Here is a 19,106-nt window from a genome sequence, read left to right on the forward strand (position 1 = left end):
GAACATGAGCAAAGTTACGCTGGGTGGCAACCCGATCGATCTCGCCGGCACGTTCCCGGCCGTCGGCTCGCAAGCCCCCGACTTCAAGCTGGTCGGCAAGGACCTCGCCGATCTGACGCTCGCCAGCTTCGCCGGCAAGCGCAAGGTGCTGAACATCGTCCCGAGCCTCGACACGCCGACCTGCGCGACGTCGACCCGCAAGTTCAACGAAGCCGCGTCGTCGCTCGACAACACCGTCGTGATCGTCGTGTCCGGCGACCTGCCGTTCGCTGCCACGCGTTTCTGCACGACCGAAGGCCTCGCCAACGTCGTGACGGCTTCGACGTTCCGCGGCGGCCGCGCATTCGCGAATGCATACGGCGTCGACGTGACGAGCGGCCCGCTGAACGGTCTGACGGCCCGCGCGGTCGTCGTGCTCGACGCGCAGGACAAGGTGATCCACGCGCAACTCGTCAGCGAAATCAAGGACGAGCCGAACTACGACGCAGCGCTCGCCGCGCTGAAGTAACCTGCTGCCGCCCGGCTCTGCCGCGCGAGGCCAGACGCCGCGCGCCGGCCGGGCGGCCGCCTCCCTTTGCTCTCTACAGGAACGCACGCCTTGACTACGCTGATTTGCGGCTCGCTCGCCTACGACAACATCATGACCTTCGAAGGCCGGTTTCGCGAGCACATCCTGCCCGACCAGGTTCACCTTCTGAACGTGAGCTTCCTCGTGCCGACGATGCGTCGCGAATTCGGCGGTTGCGCGGGGAACATCGCTTACGCGCTGCACATGCTCGGCGGCGACGCGCGCATCATGGCGACGGTCGGTGCAAACGACGCCGACCGCTATCTGGAGCGCCTCGACAGCCTCGGCATTTCTAAGGCCAGCGTGCGCGTGGTGCCCGACGCGCACACCGCGCAGGCGATGATCACGACCGATCTCGAGAACAACCAGATCACCGCATTCCATCCGGGCGCGATGATGCAGTCGCACCTGAACCGCGCAGACGAAGTGCCGGGCGTGAAGCTCGGCATCGTCGCACCGGACGGCTTCGACGGGATGGTCCAGCACGCCGAGCAATTCGCGAAGGCCGGCATCCCTTTCATCTTCGACCCGGGCCAGGGCCTGCCGCTGTTCGACGGCGCGACGCTGCGCCGCATCATTGAACTCGCGACGTTCGTCGCGGTCAACGACTACGAGGCCAAGCTCGTGAGCGACAAGACGGGCTGGTCCGAGAAGGAAATCGCCAGCCGGGTTCAGGCGTTGATCATCACGCGCGGCGAGCACGGCGCTACCATTCTTCACAAAAACGGCGAAGAACAGATTCCGGTCGTGCAAGCAGAGCGCGTCGTCGATCCCACCGGTTGCGGCGACGCGTTCCGGGGCGGCCTGCTGTACGGCATCGAGAACGGCCTCGACTGGGCAACCACGGGCCGCCTCGCGAGCCTGATGGGCTCGATCAAGATCGCCCACCAGGGGCCTCAAACTTACGCACTGACGCGCGCCGATATCGACGCGCGCTTCGAGGCTGCCTTCGGGTACAGTCTCAAATGAATATTGTGGGAGAGCAAAGATGTTGACCAAACAAACCCTCACGCTCGCGGCCATGCTGACGGCCACGTTCACGCTCGCCGGCTGCTTCACCCCGCCGGGTTCGGCGGACGTCTATAGCGTCGGTCAGGCGCAGCGCGAACAGACTGTACGCATGGGCACGGTCGAAAGCGTCCGCGCGGTGCGCATTCAGTCCGACGGCGGCGGCAGCGCGATCGGCACGCTCGGCGGCGGCGCGCTCGGCGCGGTCGCCGGCAGCGCGATCGGCGGCGGCAAGGGGTCGATCCTGACGGCCATCGCGGGCGGCCTCGTCGGCGCGGTCGCCGGGAACGCGGTTGGCGAAAACCTCAGCACCGCGAACGGCGTCGAAATCACCGTGCGCCTCGACAACGGCGATCTGCGTTCGATCACGCAGGCCGCGAGCGGCGAGATGTTCCGCGCCGGCGAGCGTGTGCGACTGCTGTCGAGCGGTGGCGTCACGCGCGTCACGCACTAACGAGCATCCTCAGCGCGCGGTGCAAACCGCGGTCGAACGCATGTGCGCAGCCGCACATGCGTTTTTTTTCGTCCACACTCGGCCACCGGCCCGTGTGTGGACGAATCCGGACGAAAAAAATCCCGCCACCTGAGCCAGATGGCGGGATCGATTGAGTAGCGCTACTCAACCCGCGGACACCACGTGAGTGTCCGGGTAGTACGGGTCAGCCGCGATTACGGACGGCTGCCGGTCGGGAACGGCCATGCCGCTGCCGGGTTGAGCGCGGTCTTCACGCCCGATGCCGGCGCAACCGACGCAGTCGACGCGGTGGTTGCCGGTGCAGCCTTCTTCACGACGGCCTTCTTCGGAGCAGCAGCCTTCTTCGCCGGAGCAGCAGCCTTCGGTGCAGCAGCCTTCTTCGCAGGGGCGGCCTTCTTCGCAGGCGCAGCCTTCTTCGCAGCGGCCTTCTTCGCAGGCGCAGCCTTCTTCGCAGCAGCCTTCTTCGCAGGCGCGGCCTTCTTCGCTGCAGCCTTCTTCGCCGGTGCGGCCTTCTTCGCCGCAGCCTTCTTCGCCGGTGCTGCCTTCTTCGCTGCAACCTTCTTCGTTGCGACCTTCTTGGCTGCAACCTTCTTCGCAGCGGCCTTCTTCGCCGGTGCGGCCTTCTTGGCTGCAACCTTCTTCGTTGCGACCTTCTTTGCCGCGACCTTCTTAGCAGCAGCCTTCTTCGCCGGTGCGGCCTTCTTCGCGGCGACCTTCTTCACCGCGACTTTCTTCGCAGCAACCTTCTTCACTGCAGCGGCCTTCTTCGCCGGAGCAGCCTTCTTCGCAACGGTCTTCTTGGCAGCGGCCTTCTTAGCAGCCGGTTTTTTCTTGGCAGTAGCCATGTTGTTCTCCTTCAGGTTCAGATGAGAGTCAGTTCAAACTACACCCTTCGTCAAAACCCGCTTCCCGCGGACGCTGTTCAGCACGTGCGCTTCGAAGCGGGCTATTCATCGGCGTACGCGGATACAGCGCGCTTACGCTAATGAATACGGTATGGCGCGCGTGACCCCATGGCCTCGCGCGCCAAATCAAGTCGGTAGCCGGCGCACCTCGCGCCGCTACCCCTAATCGCTTGATCAAGCGGATCGCCACATGGCTGTCCGCTTTTTCCGGAGGGAAGTTTGCCCATCCCACTGAAGGGTTCGCAAAGTGCCGATCATGTCGTTGGGCCGTTAAGGCACCGGGCATGCTTTGCATCAGGCGTTCTTGCTCCTAAACCTTGGACCGGGGCCGAGAGGCCACCGGCTGCTCCATCATGTGACGGGTTCGCTGCTGCGGGTTATTCCCAGGACAGCGCGCCGCCCGTCTGATACTCGATCACTCGCGTCTCGAAGAAGTTGCGTTCCTTCTTCAGGTCGATCATCTCGCTCATCCACGGGAACGGGTTTTCCTCGTTCGGGAACAGCGGATCGAGGCCGATCTGCTGGCAACGGCGGTTGCTGATGAAGCGCAGATAGCTCTTGAACATCGACGCGTTCAGACCCAGCACGCCGCGCGGCATCGTGTCCTCGGCGTAGCGGTATTCGAGTTCGACAGCCTGCTTGAACAGCTCGCGGATCTCCGTGCGGAATTCCGCGGTCCAGAGATGCGGGTTTTCGAGCTTGATCTGGTTGATCAGGTCGATGCCGAAATTGCAGTGCATCGACTCGTCGCGCAGGATGTACTGATATTGCTCTGCAGCACCCGTCATCTTGTTCTGGCGGCCGAGCGCGAGAATCTGCGTGAAGCCGACATAGAAGAACAGGCCTTCCATGATGCAGGCGAACACGATCAGCGACTTCAGCAGCTTCTGATCCGCTTCGAGCGTGCCGGTCTTGAAGGCCGGATCCGTCAGCGTATGGATGAACGGGATCAGGAATTCGTCCTTCGCACGGATCGACGGTACCTCGTGGTACGCGTTGAAGATCTCGCCTTCATCGAGACCGAGCGATTCGACAATGTATTGATACGCGTGCGTGTGGATCGCCTCTTCGAACGCCTGGCGCAGCAGGAACTGCCGGCACTCGGGCGCCGTGATGTGGCGGTACGTGCCCAGCACGATGTTGTTCGCGGCGAGCGAGTCGGCCGTCACGAAGAAGCCGAGGTTGCGCTTGACGATGCGGCGCTCGTCCTCGGTCAGACCGTTCGGGTCCTTCCAGAGAGCGATGTCGCGGGACATGTTGATTTCCTGCGGCATCCAGTGGTTCGCGCAACCGGCCAGATACTTTTCCCACGCCCACTTGTATTTGAACGGCACCAGCTGATTGACGTCAGTCTGGCCGTTGATGATGCGCTTGTCCGCAACGTTGACCCGCGCTTCCGAACTGCCTGCGGGAACAGCCGATGCTTGCGGCGGCACCGCGAGATCGCCTTCGAAGATGTCACGGACCTGATGGGCGGCGGGCGTTGCAGCCTGCATTCCGACAGCCATCCCTGCGGAGGTGCGCAACGCATTTTGCTGCGCTCCGCTCGCGGGGGTTACGGCAGTCTTCTCGTCATCCCAGTTGAGCATAAATTCTCACCATCAATTTAGAACGGTTTGTACCATCTTTTCCTGAGCGATAAAAGGGTTCGCTCACGAAAAATCCTTTTTTCGATTCGCGTTGCGACCTCGATACAACACTTTGAGCAACGCATCGTCGTTCATGCAGAGCGCGACGCGTGTCGCGCATGTATCGCGAGGTGCGCTCGACGCATCGAACGCTGATCGAAACGCGACGTCGTCGGGGATGTTTCGATCGCTTGTCACTGCCTGCAACGCAGATGTCGCGTTACAGATTCCTTATCATTTTTTTAGTAGAGAGCGGCGCACACTTCAACCTCGATCGGTTGCCGTGCGCGCCGCCCGAACCTTCTTCAGGTCATGCGCGCTGCGTTACTGGCACGCTTCGCACTCGTCGAAGCCCGGATCGCCCGGACGCATCGTGCACACCGGACCATCCGCTTCGACCGGCGCAAGTGCGACAGCCGCGCCGAGCGCGCCCGACGACGCATCACCGCCCGCCGCACCGAAGCCGCCTGCTGCGCCTTGCGCGCCGCCGCTGCCCGAACCACCACTCGTCGGCACCGCGTTCAGCGCGCCGTGCGCGACCGTCGACTTCTCGACGTGCGTCGCCGCCATCGTGCGCAGGTAGTACGTCGTCTTCAGGCCGCGCAGCCATGCGAGCTTGTAGACCTCGTCGAGCTTCTTGCCCGACGCGCCGCCCATGTAGATGTTCAGCGACTGCGCCTGGTCGATCCACTTCTGGCGACGCGATGCAGCTTCGACCAGCCACGTCGGGTCGACTTCGAACGCGGTCGCATAGATCGCGCGCAGATCGGCCGGGATGCGGTCGATGCGCGACAGCATGCCGTCGAAGTACTTCAGGTCGGCGACCATCACCTCGTCCCACAGGCCGCGTTCCTTCAGGTCGCGCACGAGGTATTCGTTGACCACCGTGAACTCGCCCGACAGGTTGGACTTCACGTACAGGTTCTGGAAGGTCGGCTCGATGCACGCCGACACGCCGATGATGTTCGAGATCGTCGCCGTCGGCGCGATCGCGACGCAGTTCGAGTTGCGCATGCCGTGCGTCGCGATCCGCGAACGCAGCGCCGTCCAGTCGAGCGACTCCGACGTGTCGACCTCGACGTAGCCGCCGCGCGCTTCCGCCAGCAGCTTCAGCGTGTCCTGCGGGAGGATGCCGCGATCCCACAGCGAGCCGCGGTAGCTCGAGTAGCGGCCGCGTTCCTCGGCCAGCTCGGTCGACGCGTAGTAAGCGTAGTAGCAAACCGCTTCCATCGAACGATCGGCGAACTCGACAGCCGCCTGCGACGCGTACGGCGTGCGCAGCAGGTGCAGGCAGTCCTGGAAGCCCATGATGCCCATGCCGACCGGACGGTGCTTCAGGTTCGAGTTACGCGCCTTCGGCACCGCGTAGTAGTTGATGTCGATCACGTTGTCGAGCATGCGCATCGCGACGCTGATCGTGCGCTTCAGCTTGTCGTGGTCGAGCGCGTAGCTGCCGTCGGCCTGCTTCACCAGGTGGGCGACGAGGTTGACCGAACCCAGGTTGCACACCGCGATTTCGGTGTCGCTCGTGTTCAGCGTGATTTCCGTGCACAGGTTCGACGAGTGGACGACGCCGACGTGCTGCTGCGGCGAGCGCACGTTGCACGGATCCTTGAACGTGATCCACGGGTGGCCCGTCTCGAACAGCATCCCGAGCATCTTGCGCCAGAGCTGCTGCGCCGGGATCTTCTTGAACAGCTTGATCTCGCCGCGCGCGACCTTGTCTTCGTAAGCCGTGTAAGCTGCCTCGAACTCCGCGCCGAACTTGTCGTGCAGGTCCGGGCACGTCGACGGCGAGAACAGCGTCCATTCGCCGCCCTCCATCACACGCTTCATGAACAGGTCGGGAATCCAGTTCGCCGTGTTCATGTCGTGCGTGCGGCGGCGATCGTCGCCGGTGTTCTTGCGCAGCTCCAGGAATTCCTCGATGTCGAGGTGCCACGATTCGAGGTACGCGCACACCGCGCCCTTGCGCTTGCCGCCCTGGTTGACCGCGACCGCCGTATCGTTGACGACCTTCAGGAACGGCACCACGCCCTGCGACTTGCCGTTCGTGCCCTTGATATGCGAGCCGAGCGCACGCACGCGCGTCCAGTCATTGCCGAGACCGCCGGCGAACTTCGACAGCAGCGCGTTTTCCTTCAGCGCTTCATAGATGCCGTCGAGGTCGTCCGCGACCGTCGTCAGGTAGCACGACGACAGCTGCGAGCGGTGCGTGCCCGAGTTGAACAGCGTCGGCGTCGAGCTCATGAAGTCGAAGCTCGACAGCACGTTGTAGAACTCGATCGCGCGCGTTTCGCGGTCGATCTCGTTCAGCGACAGGCCCATCGCGACGCGCATGAAGAACGCCTGCGGCATTTCGATGCGCGTGCCGTCGACGTGCAGGAAGTAGCGGTCGTACAGCGTCTGCAGGCCGAGGTAGCCGAACTGCAGGTCGCGGTTCGCGTCGAGCGCTTCGCCGAGACGCTTCAGATCGAACTGCAGCAGCTTGTCGTCGAGCAGGCCGGCGTCGACGCCGCGCTTCAGGAACTGCGGGAAATATTCCGCGTAGCGGGCCGACATCTCGGCCTGGACGACTTCCTCGCCAAGGATCTCGCGGCGGATCGTGTGCAACAGGATGCGGGCCGTGACCTGGCTGTACGCCGGATCCTTCTCGATCATCGTGCGCGCAGCGAGGATCGCCGAGTCGTAGACCTGGCTCATCGGCACGCCGTCGTACAGGTTCTTCACCGTTTCCGCGACGATCGGGTCAGGGTTAACCGCGGTGCCGAGACCGTCGCATGCCGACACGATCAGCGCGCGCAGCGCGTTCATGTCGAGCGGGCGCGTGACGCCGTTGTCGACGACGTTGATGCCGGTGTTCGACTCGCCGCCCGCTGCCGCCGCTTCCTCGCCCGCATGCTGGCGCTCGAGATGGCGCTTCTCTCGATACAGCACGTACGCGCGCGCGACGTTGTGCTCGCCGCCGCGCATCAGCGCGAGTTCGACCTGGTCCTGGATGTCTTCGATATGGAACGTACCGCCGTTAGGACGGCTGCGCACGAGCGCGCGCACGACGTTGTGCGTGAGCTGCTCGACGAGTTCGCGTACGCGCGCCGATGCCGCGCCCTGCCCGCCGTTGACGGCCAGGAAAGCCTTGGTCACCGCAATCGCGATCTTCGAAGGCTCGAACGACACCACGCTGCCGTTGCGGCGGATCACCTTGTAGTCGGCGAACGTGGCCTGCGGCGCGAGCGCCTGCGCGCCCTGTTCGGTCCCGCCGAGCGGACGGCTCGAGGCGCTCTCGTACTGGGACGTCGCGTTGTCGGTGGTTTGCATGTGCAAAGCTCCTGGTGTTGGATGGTGCGGAGAGAACCGCGGATTAAAACGAACGCTGCGCGATGCGGTGCGCGAGCGGTAAGAGGCGAGCGATGCGTCGGGGAGGCCGGGCCGGCCGATGCGCGACAACAACCGGTCCGGTCGTGTGCTTCGTCATGTATACCCCGCCCCGTCGAAGTTCGCTGCGCTTGATCGCGACGCCCGGACCGCCCGGCCTGGCGCGTCGCCCTGAGAACCCTGTCCGCCGGCGTTGGCCGCCGGCCGGTGCCGCTCGGGTTTTCCCTGCGACACACACTATATCTAGTACAGAACTGCTCAATCGGCACCAAGTATAGTGGACATTCGGACGAGGTCAAAACGGAGAATTTGCGCTGGAGGCCTTGACATCACCCCTGCCCCGCGCAGGCGCAGACGTGACAAGGCATTGGTCGGAAAAAAAAATTTCTCCGGCTCAAAAACCCTGCGCTCAGTGCTGACGGAAAGGAAAGTATTCGGCCGAAAAGCCGGCATCGCGTGCAAAGCGTTGCCAATCGAAGTGCGGGCCGGGATCGGTCTTGCGGCCCGGCGCGACGTCGGAATGACCGGCCACCGCATCGATCGGGTAGCGCGCGGCGAGCGTGCGTGCGAGCACGCCGAGCGTCGCGTACTGCGCGGCGTCGAACGGCACGTCGTCAGCGCCTTCGAGCTCGATGCCGATCGAGAAGTCGTTGCAGCGCGGCCGGCCGAAGAACTCGGACGCGCCGGCGTGCCATGCGCGCTCGTCGCACGACACGAACTGCACGAGCTCGCCGTCGCGGCGGATCAGGAAATGCGCGGACACGCGCACGCCGCGCAGGTGGCTCTGGTAATAGGGGTGCGCATCGCAGTCGAGACGATTCAGGAACAGCGCCTCGATCGCATCGCCGCCGAACTCGCCGGGCGGCAGGCTGATGTTGTGGATGACGACGAGGGTCGGCACCGCGCCCGCGGGCCGCGCCTCGAAATTCGGCGACGGCGCGTGGCGCGCGTCGCGCACCCAGCCGTTCGCATCGACCGACAGCAGCGCCGCGTCGCTCATCGGGCGTCGTGGCCGCTCGCGCGGGCGCCGTGGCGCTGCGCGTGCTCGGTGCTGCAGAAATACTCGCCGCCCATGGCGACGGCGTCGCCCTTCGGCGCATGCACGCCGCATTCCGCACAGCGCACCATCGGTTCGGGCAGCGAGCGAGCGTCGCCGTTCGCCCCCGACGCGCCGGCCCCGCCGTGGCCACGGGCGCCGTCGTAACCGTCCGCGCGGCCCGTGCGCGCCTGCGCGTGCTCCTGGGCCTGGCGCAGCTTGCGCGCAAGCCACGAGCCCGCAAAGAAGAGAAGTATCAGGAGAAGAATCTGTCGCATCGGAAACCTGCGTTCAAACCACGGAGCGGTGCAGCAGCACCTCGAAAACGAATCGGCTGCCGACATACGCGAGCAGCAGCGCGGCAAACGACACGAGCACCCAGCGTGCTGCGCCTCGCCCGCGCCAGCCCGACGTCTTGCGCGCGACCAGCAGGCCGCCGAACATCAGCCACGACAGCACCGCGAACACGGTCTTGTGGTCGAGCCGCAGTGCGCGTGCATCGACCTGCTCGCTGAACAGGATCCCCGATGCGAGCGTGAGCGTCAGCAGCACGAAGCCGGCGCCGATCAGGCGAAACAGCAGTTTTTCCAGCGTGAGCAGCGGCGGCAGCGTTTCGAGCCAGCTCGCGATCCAGCCGGTCGAGCCGTCGCGCCCGCCGCTTCTGAGCGACTGCAGGCGCCGCTCGACCATCAGCATCAGCACCGCGTGCAGCGCGGCGATTGCGAAGAGGCCGTACGCGATGTTCGCGATCAGGAAGTGCAGCTTGAACAGCGGCGCTGCGGCATAAGGCAGCACCCGCACGCCGCCGAACACCAGCGGCAGCAGCGACGCGCCGCACGCGAGCGGCAGCACGAGCAGCCGCAGGCTGTCGAGCGGGAAGAAGAAACTCTCGATCCAGTAGATGCCGGCGCCGAGCCAGAACATCGCCGACAGCGCAAACGCGAAGCCGAAGACCATCGCGTCGTGCGGGAAGATCGTCATGTGCAGCAGCACGCCGTGCGCGACGAGCGCCGCGAACAGCAGCGCGCGGCCGGCTCCGCTCATCCCCGACGCGGCGGAGGCCGGCATCGGCACCGCCGGCACGCTCGCAACGAGCGGCGCCGCGCCCTGACGGTGCGTGCGCCAGCCTGCGACGGCGAGGCCGCCGTACAGGAATGCGGTGAGGGCATACAGTACAATATCCATGTTCGAAGTTTACACTAGGCCCCCTTCCCGCGACGGCTCCCTTTGTTCGGTTCCGTTGCGCCTTCGGGCCCCACTGTCCATCGCTCCCCATGCTCGACAATCTCACTCAACGGATGGCGCGCGTCGTCAAGACGCTGCGCGGCGAGGCCCGGCTCACCGAGGCGAACACGCAGGAGATGCTTCGCGAGGTGCGTCTCGCATTGCTGGAGGCCGACGTCGCGCTGCCCGTCGTCCGCGAATTCATCGCCAAGGTCAAGGAAAAGGCGCTCGGCGAGGAAGTGATCAGCAGCCTGTCGCCGGGCCAGGCGCTCGTCGGCGTGGTGCAGAAGGAACTGACCGCCGTGATCGGCGGCGACTACGAGGGCAAGGCCGCCGAGCTGAATCTCGCGGTCACGCCGCCGGCCGTGATCCTGATGGCCGGCCTCCAGGGCGCCGGCAAGACGACGACCGTCGGCAAACTCGCGAAACTGCTGCGCGAGAAATACAAGAAGAAGGTGCTGACGGTGTCGTGCGACGTCTATCGCCCGGCCGCGATCATGCAGTTGAAAACGGTGAGCGAACAGGTCGGCGCCGACTTCTTCCCGTCGACGCCAGACCAGAAGCCCGTCGACATCGCGCTCGCGGCCGTCGACTGGGCGAAGCGCCATTACCACGACGTGCTGATCGTCGACACGGCAGGCCGCCTCGGCATCGACGAAGCGATGATGCAGGAAATCGCCGCGCTGCACGGCGCGCTGAAGCCGGCCGAAACGCTGTTCGTCGTCGACGCGATGCTTGGCCAGGACGCGGTCAATACGGCGAAGGCGTTCAACGACACGCTGCCGCTCACCGGCGTCGTGCTGACCAAGCTCGACGGCGACTCGCGCGGCGGGGCGGCGCTGTCGGTGCGCCACATCACCGGCAAGCCGATCAAGTTCGTCGGCGTCGCCGAAAAGCTCGACGGCCTCGAGGTGTTCCACCCGGACCGGATGGCAAACCGGATCCTCGGCATGGGCGACATCCTCGCGCTCGTCGAGGAAGCGCAGCGCGGCGTCGATGTGCAGGCCGCGCAGAAGCTCGCCGACAAGGTCAAGAAAGGCGGCGACTTCGACCTGAACGATTTCCGCGCGCAGATCTCGCAGATGAAGAACATGGGCGGCCTGTCGTCGCTGATGGACAAGCTGCCCGCGCAATTCCAGCAGGCGGCGGCCGGCGCCGACATGAGCCAGGCCGAGAAGTCGATCCGCCGGATGGAAGGGATCATCAGCTCGATGACGCCCGCGGAGCGCGCGAAACCCGAGATCATCAAGGCGACGCGCAAGCGCCGCATTGCGGCCGGTGCGGGCGTGCCGGTGCAGGAAGTCAACCGGATGCTGAACCAGTACGACCAGATGCGTACGATGATGAAGAAGCTGAAGGGCGGCAACATGCAGAAGATGATGCGCGGCCTGAAGGGCATGATGCCCGGCATGCGCTGATTCCGCCCGCCGGCCGGCGCGCGGGTTTTTGCCGTAGCGCGCGCCGCCCGTTCTGCCTCATCCTTATTTGTATACCGACCGCTCGCCAGAACACATGAACCGCGAAGAAGCCCTCCACATTTTCGACCACTCCGAAGAGATCGTCTCGGCCGACGCCGTCAATGCCTCGATCACCCGGATGGCCGACGCGATCCGCGCCGAGATCGGCGACGCGTTCCCGCTCGTGCTCTCGGTGATGGGCGGCGCCGCGGTGTTTACCGGGATGCTGCTGCCGCATCTCGATTTCCCGCTGGAATTCGACTACATCCACCTGACCCGCTACCGCAATACGACGCAGGGCAGCCCGGAAATGCACTGGCGCGTCGCGCCGCGCGAATCGGTGAAGGACCGCATCGTGCTCGTGCTTGACGACATCCTCGACGAAGGCGAAACGATGGCCGCGATCCGCGACCGCATCCTCGACATGGGTGCGAAGCGCTTCATGTCGGCGGTGCTGTGCGAGAAAACGCTCGCGAAAGCAAAACCGCTGCACCCGGACTTCTGCGGCTTCTCGGTGCCGGACCGCTACGTGTTCGGGTGCGGGATGGACGCCAAGGGCTACTGGCGCAACCTGCCGACGATCCGCGCGCTGACCGCGAACGTCTGACCGCCCTGCCCGCTCCATAACGAAAAGCGGCGCCCCGGTTTCCCGGGGCGCCGCTTTTTTTGTCGGCCGGCCGCGCCGCCCGCGCTACGGCTGCAACTGGTGGACGAACGCGCGAATGCCCGCCAGCAGCATCTCGACCGAGATCGCGACGAGCACGAGACCCATCAGCCGCTCGAACGCCGCGACGGTCCGCTCGCCGAGCCACGCCTGGATCCTTTCGGCCAGCACCAGCGTGATCGCGCACACGATCATCGTGACCGTCAGCGCACCGACCCACTCGAACATCTTGCCGGGCGCCTGCGAGGTCAGCAGCATCACCGTCGCAAGCGCGGACGGCCCGGCGAGCGCCGGAATCGCGAGCGGCACGATGAACGGTTCGCCGCCGGCGCGCGGATCGCTGCCGAGCGCGCCGTCCGGATGCGGGAAGATCATTCGCAGCGCGATCAGGAACAGCACGATCCCGCCGCCGAGCCGCAGCGACAGGTCGGTAAGGCTGATCATTCGCAGGAATCGGTCGCCGACCACCATGAAGAACAGCAGGATCACGAACGCGATCCCCACTTCGCGCAAAATCAGCTTCACGCGCCGCTCGCGCGGCACATCCCGCATCGCCGTGATGAACAGCGGGATGTTGCCGAGCGGATCCGTGATCAGCACGAGGAGCACGGTGGCCGACAGGAAGGTGTATTCCACCGTGTCTCCCGATTGCAGTGCTTAGCGCGCGAGCGCGGCGCGGATCTTCTCCGTCACCGTCGCCGCGGCCGCGTCGGCCGGCAGCAGCGTCGCTTCCGCGTCGCGGCGGCCCTGATACTCGATCTTGCCTTCCTTCAGGCCGCGCTCGCCGATCACCAGACGGTGCGGCACGCCGATCAGTTCCCAGTCGGCGAACATCACGCCCGGGCGCTCGCCGCGATCGTCGAGGATGACATCGATGCCGGCAGCGCTCAGTTCCGCGTAAAGCTTGTCGGCCGCCTCGCGAACCATGTCGCTGCGGTCGTAGCCCATCGGACACAGCACGACCTCGAACGGCGCGATGGACTCGGGCCAGATGATGCCCTTGTCGTCGAAGTTCTGTTCGATCGCCGCGCCGAGAATGCGCGTGACGCCGACGCCGTAGCAGCCCATCAGCATCGGCTGCGGCTTGCCCGACTCGTCGAGGAACGTCGCGCCCATCGCTTCCGAGTACTTCGTGCCGAGCTGGAACACGTGGCCAACCTCGATGCCGCGGCAGATGTCGATCACGCCCTTGCCGTCCGGCGAAGGATCGCCCTTCTTCACGTTGCGCACGTCGGCGACTTCCGGCTCCGGCAGGTCGCGGCCCCAGTTCACGCCCGCGATGTGATAGTCGACCTCGTTCGCGCCGACGACGAAGTCGCTCATGTTCGCGACCGTGCGATCGGCGATCACCTTGACCGGCTTCTTCGTGCCGACCGGGCCGAGATAGCCCGGCGGCGTGCCGAACCATTCGACGATTTCCTGCTCGGTCGCGAAGCGGTGGTTCTTCAGCCCCGGCAGCTTCGACACCTTGATCTCGTTCAGGTCGTGGTCGCCGCGCAGCATCACGAGCCAGATGGTCGGCTCGGCGCCTTCGTTGTCGGTCGCGAGCACGATCGACTTGATCGTGCGCTCGAGCGGAATCCCGAGCAGTTCGGCAACGGCTTCGCACTTCGCCTTGCCGGGCGTCGCGACCTTCTCCATTGCTTCGGCAGGCGCCGCCCGTTCGGCGATCAGCGGCAGCGCTTCGGCCGCTTCGATGTTCGCCGCGAAGTCGGACGTCGGGCAATAGGCGATCGCGTCCTCGCCGGTATCGGCGATCACGTGGAATTCATGCGAGAAGTTGCCGCCGATCGAGCCGCTGTCGGCCGCGACCGCGCGGAACTCGAGACCGAGGCGCGTGAAGATGCGCACATACGCGTCGTACATCTTGCGATACGACTCGTTCAGGCCCGCCGCATCCTTGTCGAACGAATACGCGTCCTTCATGATGAATTCGCGGCCGCGCATCACGCCGAAACGCGGACGGATCTCGTCGCGGAACTTCGTCTGGATCTGGTAGAAGTTCACCGGCATCTGCCGGTAGCTCTTGATCTGGTTGCGCGCGATGTCGGTGACGACCTCCTCGTGCGTCGGCCCGATCACGAAGTCGTTGTCCTTGCGATCCTTGAAGCGCAGCAATTCGGGGCCGTACTGCTCCCAGCGGCCCGATTCCTGCCACAGCTCGGCCGGTTGCACGGCCGGCATCAGCAGCTCGATGGCGCCTGCCCGGTTCATTTCCTCGCGCACGATCGCCTCGACCTTGCGAATCGAACGCAGGCCGATCGGCAGATAGTTGTAGATGCCGCCGGCGACACGACGGATCATGCCGGCGCGCACCATCAGCTTGTGGCTGACGATCTCTGCGTCGGCGGGTGCCTCTTTGAGGGTGCCGATAAAGAAACGGGAAGCTTTCATGCGGACGGTTCCAAATGCGGCGCCCCAACGCGGAGCGCCCGAAAAAGTTTCAAGGTGAAAAAGCTGCGCGCGACGGACGACGATGGCGCAGATGACGTAGCAGACAAATCAGGGACAATTCAGCCGATGCACCCCGCGCGGATTCGCTCCGTCACGGTGCGCAGCGCCCGTTATCTGTTTATAATCAAAGCAATTTTAAAGGATTCGAAGGTGGTTGTATGCTGGATCGTGAAGGCTTTCGCCCGAACGTCGGCATCATCCTCTTGAACGCGCGCAACGAGGTGTTTTGGGGCAAGCGGCTCCGCGAGCATTCCTGGCAGTTTCCTCAAGGTGGGATCAAGTACGGCGAGACCCCCATGCAGGCGATGTACCGGGAATTGCACGAGGAAACGGGCCTGCATCCGGAACACGTCAAGATAATCGGCCGCACTCGCGACTGGTTGCGTTACGAGGTGCCTGACAAGTTCATCAAACGCGAAGTACGCGGTCATTACCGCGGCCAGAAGCAGATCTGGTTCCTTCTGCGGATGGTCGGACGCGACTGCGACATTTGCTTGCGCGCGACCGACCACCCGGAGTTCGATGCGTGGCGCTGGAACGAGTATTGGGTGCCGCTCGATGCGGTGATCGAGTTCAAGCGGGATGTCTATCAGTTGGCGCTGACGGAACTGTCGCGCTTCCTGCGCCGCCCGGCGCAGCGAGCCGAAAAGCCGCGTGGGCCGCGTCCGTCGCGCTATCCGCGCGTGATCGGTTCGCAGGCCCAGCAGACGCTGACGATTGTCGACACATCGGTGGTCTGTTCCGAGATCGAAGTGGAGGCGAGCACGCTCGACGAGATGCCGCCCCGCGAGATCGTCGGCAAATGACGAGTCACACTGCATGACCGGGCGCGACCTTGGTGTCGCGCCCTTTTTTTACGAGGAATGCATATTGAAAGCGATTGCTCTCGCGCTCGCATCGGTCGTCGCGGTGGCCACGCTGGCCGGTTGCGCGAATTCGAAGACGCCGACCAACAAGGATGACAGCGAGTTCGTGTACCTGCTGGACCGCCAGGGCAACTGGAAGGAAAACCCGGTCGACACGCTGCCGCCGCTGCCGCAAGCAGCCGACCTGCTGCCGTTCAACGTATCGCAGAACACGCCGCTCAAGTTCTTCGTCGATGCGAAGTCGCTCGCGGTCGGCACCGATGGCGTCGTGCGCTATGCAGTGGTCGTCACGAGCCCGGCGGGCGCGCGCAACGTGAACTACGAAGGCATCCGTTGCGACACCTATGAATGGCGCCAGTATGCGGGCCTGAATGCCGATCATGACGGCTGGGACCGCACAGTCGAGAACGACTGGCGGCGCATCGAGAACGGCGAGCTGAACGCGTACCACTCGGCGCTGTATCAGGACTACTTCTGCGCGAACAAGATGCCGCAGGGCACGACCGCGCAGATTCTGGAAAACATCAAGTTCCATCGCACCGCGATGAGTCAGCTGCGCTGAGCACCGCAACGCGGGGTCAGCTCCGTCGCCGCAACGAAAAGCCCGCGTAACGCGGGCTTTTTTGTCGCTTCGGGACGTCTGGCGTCAGCGGTCGTGCACGACGCCGGACGGTCACACCAGCACGAGGTTGTCGCGGTGAATCAGCTCCGGCTCCAGCATGTAGCCGAGCACCGTCTCGATCTCGCCGCTCGGCTTGCGGTGGATCAGCTTCGTCTCCGCGCTGCTGTAGTTGGTGAGACCGCGCGCCACCTCGCGCCCGTCCGGACCGACGCACGCGATCACTTCGCCGCGTGCGAACGCGCCCTGCACGCCCGTCACACCGATCGGCAGCAGGCTCTTGCCGCCCGCAGTCAGCTTTTCGACCGCACCCGCGTCGATCACGACGTGCCCCCGCACTTGCAGGTGGTCGGCCATCCACTGCTTGCGCGCCGCCATCCGCGCGGTGCGCGCGACGAGCTGCGTGCCGATCGCCTCGCCTGCCGCGAGCCGCACCAGCACGTCGGCCTCTCGGCCGCTCGCGATCACGGTATTCGCGCCGCTATGCGCCGCACGCTTTGCCGCGAGGATCTTCGTCAGCATCCCGCCGCGGCCGAGGCTCGAGCCGGCGCCGCCCGCCATCGCCTCGAGTTCCGGCGCGCCCGCGCTGGCTTCCGCGACGAGCGTCGCATTCGGATCCTTGCGCGGATCGGCAGTGAACAGCCCTGACTGGTCCGTCAGGATGATCAGCGCGTCGCCTTCGATCAGGTTCGCGACCAGCGCACCGAGCGTGTCGTTGTCCCCGAACTTGATTTCGTCGGTGACGACCGTGTCGTTCTCGTTGATGATCGGCACGACACCGAGCCGCAGCAGCGTGAGCAGTGTCGAGCGCGCATTCAGATACCGCTCGCGATCGGCCAGATCGGCGTGCGTGAGCAGAATCTGCGCAGTACGGATGTCATGCTCGGTGAAGCGGCTTTCGTATACTTGCGCGAGCCCCATCTGCCCGACGGCGGCAGCGGCTTGAAGCTCGTCGATTTCGCGCGGACGCTTGCTCCAGCCGAGGCGCTGCATCCCTTCCGCAATCGCTCCCGAACTGACGAGCACCACTTCCTTGCCTTGTGCACGCAGTGCTGCGATCTGGGCCGCCCAGCGGCCGATCGCAGCATGATCGAGCCCCTTGCCGTCGTTGGTCACGAGGCTGGAGCCCACCTTCACCACCAATCGCTTCGAATCCGCGATGATCGAACGCATCGTGCGCCGTCTCCTATCTGATGCCTGCCCGACCGGGCGCGATTAAATGAGCGCACCGGGCGCCGCGCCCGGTGCGTTTGCGGCCCGCTCAGGCGTCGTCGTCAGCCTTCGCACCGCCGTCTGCAGGCGGCGCATCGCGGAACCGCACGTCGGCGGCCAGGTCTTCCTCTTCCGCGGCGCGATGCGCATCCGAGTGCTCGGACAGGTAGTCGTAGATCGCGTAGCAGAGCGCTTCGCAGCCTTGGCCGGTGAGTGCCGAAATCTCGAACACCGGGCCATCCCAGCCGAAACGGTCGAGGAAATCGGCGACGCGCGCTTCGCGCTCGTCTTCCGGGACCATGTCGAGCTTGTTCAGCACCAGCCAGCGCGGCTTCTCGTAGAGCGCCTCGTCATACTTGCGCAATTCGCCAACGATCGCCTTCGCCTCTTGGACCGGATCGACGTTTTCGTCGAACGGCGCCAGATCGACGAGATGCAGCAGCACGCCGGTGCGCTGCAGATGCCGCAGGAACTGGTGGCCAAGGCCCGCGCCTTCGGCGGCGCCCTCGATCAGCCCCGGGATGTCCGCGATCACGAAGCTCTTGCTCGGGCCAACGCGCACGACGCCGAGGTTCGGCGCGAGCGTCGTGAACGGATAATCGGCAATCTTCGGTTTCGCATTCGACACCGACGAGATGAACGTCGACTTGCCGGCGTTCGGCATGCCGAGCAGCCCGACGTCGGCAAGCACCTTCAGTTCGAGCCGCAGCATGCGGCGCTCCCCGGGCTTGCCGTCCGTCTTCTGGCGAGGCGCGCGGTTGGTACTCGACTTGAAATGCAGGTTGCCGAGACCGCCTGCGCCGCCCTTCGCGAGCATCACCTGCTGCCCGTGCTCGGTCAGATCGGCGATGAGTTCGCCGGTGTCCATGTCGGTGACGACCGTGCCGACCGGCATGCGCAGCGTGATATCGTCGCCGCCCTTGCCATAGCAATCCGAGCCGCGACCGTTTTCGCCGTTGCGCGCGAGATGCTTCTTCGCGTAACGGTAGTCGATCAGCGTATTGATGTTGCGGTCGGCGACCGCGTAGACGTTGCCGCCCCGGCCGCCGTCGCCGCCGTCCGGCCCGCCGAACGGAACGAATTTCTCGCGGCGCATCGACGCGCTGCCATCGCCTCCGTCGCCGGCGATGACTTCGATTCGTGCTTCGTCAATGAACTTCATTCGTCACTCCGACAGTATTTCCGCTATTGTGCCGCGCCCCGGCATGCTTGAACAATCAGCCATTCGGCCAATGTCCCGCTATTGCGCGACAGCCGCCCGCGCGCACCTGCGCGCGGCGGCCAAATAAAAAAAGGCCCCGCGAAGACTGCGGGGCCTTTCGGCTACGAAGCCCGTGGGTGCCTGACTTAGGCAGCCGCCGGGACGACGATGACCAGATGCTTCTTGTCCGCGCCCTTGGTCGCGAACTTGACGTGACCGTCGACCAGCGCGAACAGGGTGTGATCCTTGCCCATGCCGACGTTCTCGCCAGCGTGCATGCGCGTACCGCGCTGACGCACGATGATGCCGCCGGCGTTGATCGCCTGGCCGCCGTACACTTTCACGCCGAGACGTTTCGACTCGGAGTCGCGGCCGTTCCGGGAAGAGCCGCCTGCCTTTTTGTGTGCCATCTGA

The 19,106-nt window shown here is 64.9% G+C and carries 19 protein-coding genes; 7 read left to right on the forward strand and 12 right to left on the reverse strand.

Going from position 1 to position 19,106, the window contains the following annotated elements; translation table 11 throughout:
• Positions 1-4: 4 nt before the first annotated feature.
• The 3 genes from tpx to KDW55_RS19885 all read left to right on the forward strand — a co-directional run bounded on the left by tpx (position 5) and on the right by KDW55_RS19885 (position 2,030).
• On the forward strand, positions 5-508 hold the full coding sequence (tpx, locus tag KDW55_RS19875) for a thiol peroxidase (protein ID WP_040143356.1): 504 nt from the start codon (positions 5-7) through the stop codon (positions 506-508).
• Between the two features lie 90 nt (positions 509-598).
• Positions 599-1,537 carry a carbohydrate kinase family protein gene (locus tag KDW55_RS19880; RefSeq protein WP_040143355.1) on the forward strand — a complete coding sequence of 313 codons (939 nt, stop codon included), beginning with the start codon at positions 599-601 and terminating at the stop codon, positions 1,535-1,537.
• A 19-nt stretch (positions 1,538-1,556) separates the two neighbouring features.
• Entirely contained in the window at positions 1,557-2,030 is a 474-nt protein-coding gene (locus KDW55_RS19885; RefSeq protein WP_040143354.1) for a glycine zipper 2TM domain-containing protein, read from the forward strand.
• 215 nt (positions 2,031-2,245) lie between these two features.
• On the opposite strand, the gene KDW55_RS19890 is transcribed toward KDW55_RS19885, so the two are convergent.
• From KDW55_RS19890 to ccsA, 7 genes are all read right to left on the reverse strand, one after another.
• Entirely contained in the window at positions 2,246-2,896 is a 651-nt protein-coding gene (locus KDW55_RS19890) for a histone H1-like DNA-binding protein (protein ID WP_040143353.1), read from the reverse strand.
• Between the two features lie 28 nt (positions 2,897-2,924).
• A complete protein-coding gene (locus KDW55_RS19895) occupies positions 2,925-3,251 on the reverse strand; it encodes a hypothetical protein (protein ID WP_082721601.1) in 327 nt (108 codons plus the stop codon).
• A gap of 82 nt (positions 3,252-3,333) precedes the next feature.
• Positions 3,334-4,545 carry a ribonucleotide-diphosphate reductase subunit beta gene (locus tag KDW55_RS19900; protein WP_040143352.1) on the reverse strand — a complete coding sequence of 404 codons (1,212 nt, stop codon included), beginning with the start codon at positions 4,543-4,545 and terminating at the stop codon, positions 3,334-3,336.
• 363 nt (positions 4,546-4,908) lie between these two features.
• Complete coding sequence (locus tag KDW55_RS19905) at positions 4,909-7,902, reverse strand: ribonucleoside-diphosphate reductase subunit alpha (RefSeq protein ID WP_212160887.1); 2,994 nt, start codon at positions 7,900-7,902, stop codon at positions 4,909-4,911.
• A gap of 466 nt (positions 7,903-8,368) precedes the next feature.
• A complete protein-coding gene (gene ampD / locus KDW55_RS19910; RefSeq protein WP_040143350.1) occupies positions 8,369-8,959 on the reverse strand; it encodes a 1,6-anhydro-N-acetylmuramyl-L-alanine amidase AmpD in 591 nt (196 codons plus the stop codon).
• Positions 8,956-9,273 (reverse strand): PP0621 family protein, encoded by a 318-nt coding sequence (locus tag KDW55_RS19915; RefSeq protein ID WP_059547870.1) that lies wholly within the window; start codon positions 9,271-9,273, stop codon positions 8,956-8,958. Before KDW55_RS19915 ends, ampD begins: the two co-directional genes overlap by 4 nt.
• 13 nt (positions 9,274-9,286) lie before the next feature.
• The gene (gene ccsA / locus KDW55_RS19920; RefSeq protein WP_040143348.1) at positions 9,287-10,180 is read right to left on the reverse strand and encodes a cytochrome c biogenesis protein CcsA; all 894 of its coding nucleotides are present in this window, start codon (positions 10,178-10,180) and stop codon (positions 9,287-9,289) included.
• Between the two features lie 89 nt (positions 10,181-10,269).
• Here ccsA and ffh point away from each other — a divergent pair, with 89 nt between their 5' ends.
• On the forward strand, positions 10,270-11,637 hold the full coding sequence (gene ffh / locus KDW55_RS19925; RefSeq protein ID WP_212160885.1) for a signal recognition particle protein: 1,368 nt from the start codon (positions 10,270-10,272) through the stop codon (positions 11,635-11,637).
• A 94-nt stretch (positions 11,638-11,731) separates the two neighbouring features.
• A complete protein-coding gene (locus tag KDW55_RS19930; protein ID WP_212160884.1) occupies positions 11,732-12,283 on the forward strand; it encodes a hypoxanthine-guanine phosphoribosyltransferase in 552 nt (183 codons plus the stop codon).
• A gap of 84 nt (positions 12,284-12,367) precedes the next feature.
• On the opposite strand, the gene KDW55_RS19935 is transcribed toward KDW55_RS19930, so the two are convergent.
• Both KDW55_RS19935 and KDW55_RS19940 read right to left on the reverse strand, forming a co-directional pair.
• Positions 12,368-12,976, reverse strand: a complete 609-nt coding sequence (locus KDW55_RS19935) for a MarC family protein (RefSeq protein WP_212198018.1) — start codon at positions 12,974-12,976, stop codon at positions 12,368-12,370.
• 21 nt (positions 12,977-12,997) lie between these two features.
• Positions 12,998-14,734, reverse strand: coding sequence for a proline--tRNA ligase (locus KDW55_RS19940; RefSeq protein ID WP_040143345.1), 1,737 nt, complete (start codon positions 14,732-14,734; stop codon positions 12,998-13,000).
• Between the two features lie 218 nt (positions 14,735-14,952).
• Between KDW55_RS19940 and KDW55_RS19945 the strand changes: the two genes are divergently transcribed.
• Entirely contained in the window at positions 14,953-15,600 is a 648-nt protein-coding gene (locus KDW55_RS19945) for an RNA pyrophosphohydrolase (RefSeq protein ID WP_040143344.1), read from the forward strand.
• A 13-nt stretch (positions 15,601-15,613) separates the two neighbouring features.
• Entirely contained in the window at positions 15,614-16,222 is a 609-nt protein-coding gene (locus KDW55_RS19950; RefSeq protein WP_040143343.1) for a CNP1-like family protein, read from the forward strand.
• A 111-nt stretch (positions 16,223-16,333) separates the two neighbouring features.
• On the opposite strand, the gene proB is transcribed toward KDW55_RS19950, so the two are convergent.
• The 3 genes from proB to rpmA all read right to left on the reverse strand — a co-directional run bounded on the left by proB (position 16,334) and on the right by rpmA (position 19,102).
• Positions 16,334-17,452: a glutamate 5-kinase gene (proB, locus tag KDW55_RS19955; RefSeq protein WP_040143342.1), complete on the reverse strand. Its 1,119-nt coding sequence runs from the start codon at positions 17,450-17,452 to the stop codon at positions 16,334-16,336.
• Between the two features lie 88 nt (positions 17,453-17,540).
• Positions 17,541-18,653 (reverse strand): Obg family GTPase CgtA, encoded by a 1,113-nt coding sequence (gene cgtA, locus KDW55_RS19960; protein WP_040143341.1) that lies wholly within the window; start codon positions 18,651-18,653, stop codon positions 17,541-17,543.
• Positions 18,654-18,838: 185 nt separating this feature from the next.
• Positions 18,839-19,102, reverse strand: coding sequence for a 50S ribosomal protein L27 (gene rpmA / locus KDW55_RS19965; RefSeq protein ID WP_006476999.1), 264 nt, complete (start codon positions 19,100-19,102; stop codon positions 18,839-18,841).
• Positions 19,103-19,106: the final 4 nt, after the last annotated feature.

Source organism: Burkholderia sp. AU19243 (assembly GCF_018148075.1).
Taxonomy (GTDB): Bacteria; Pseudomonadota; Gammaproteobacteria; order Burkholderiales; family Burkholderiaceae; genus Burkholderia; species Burkholderia latens_A.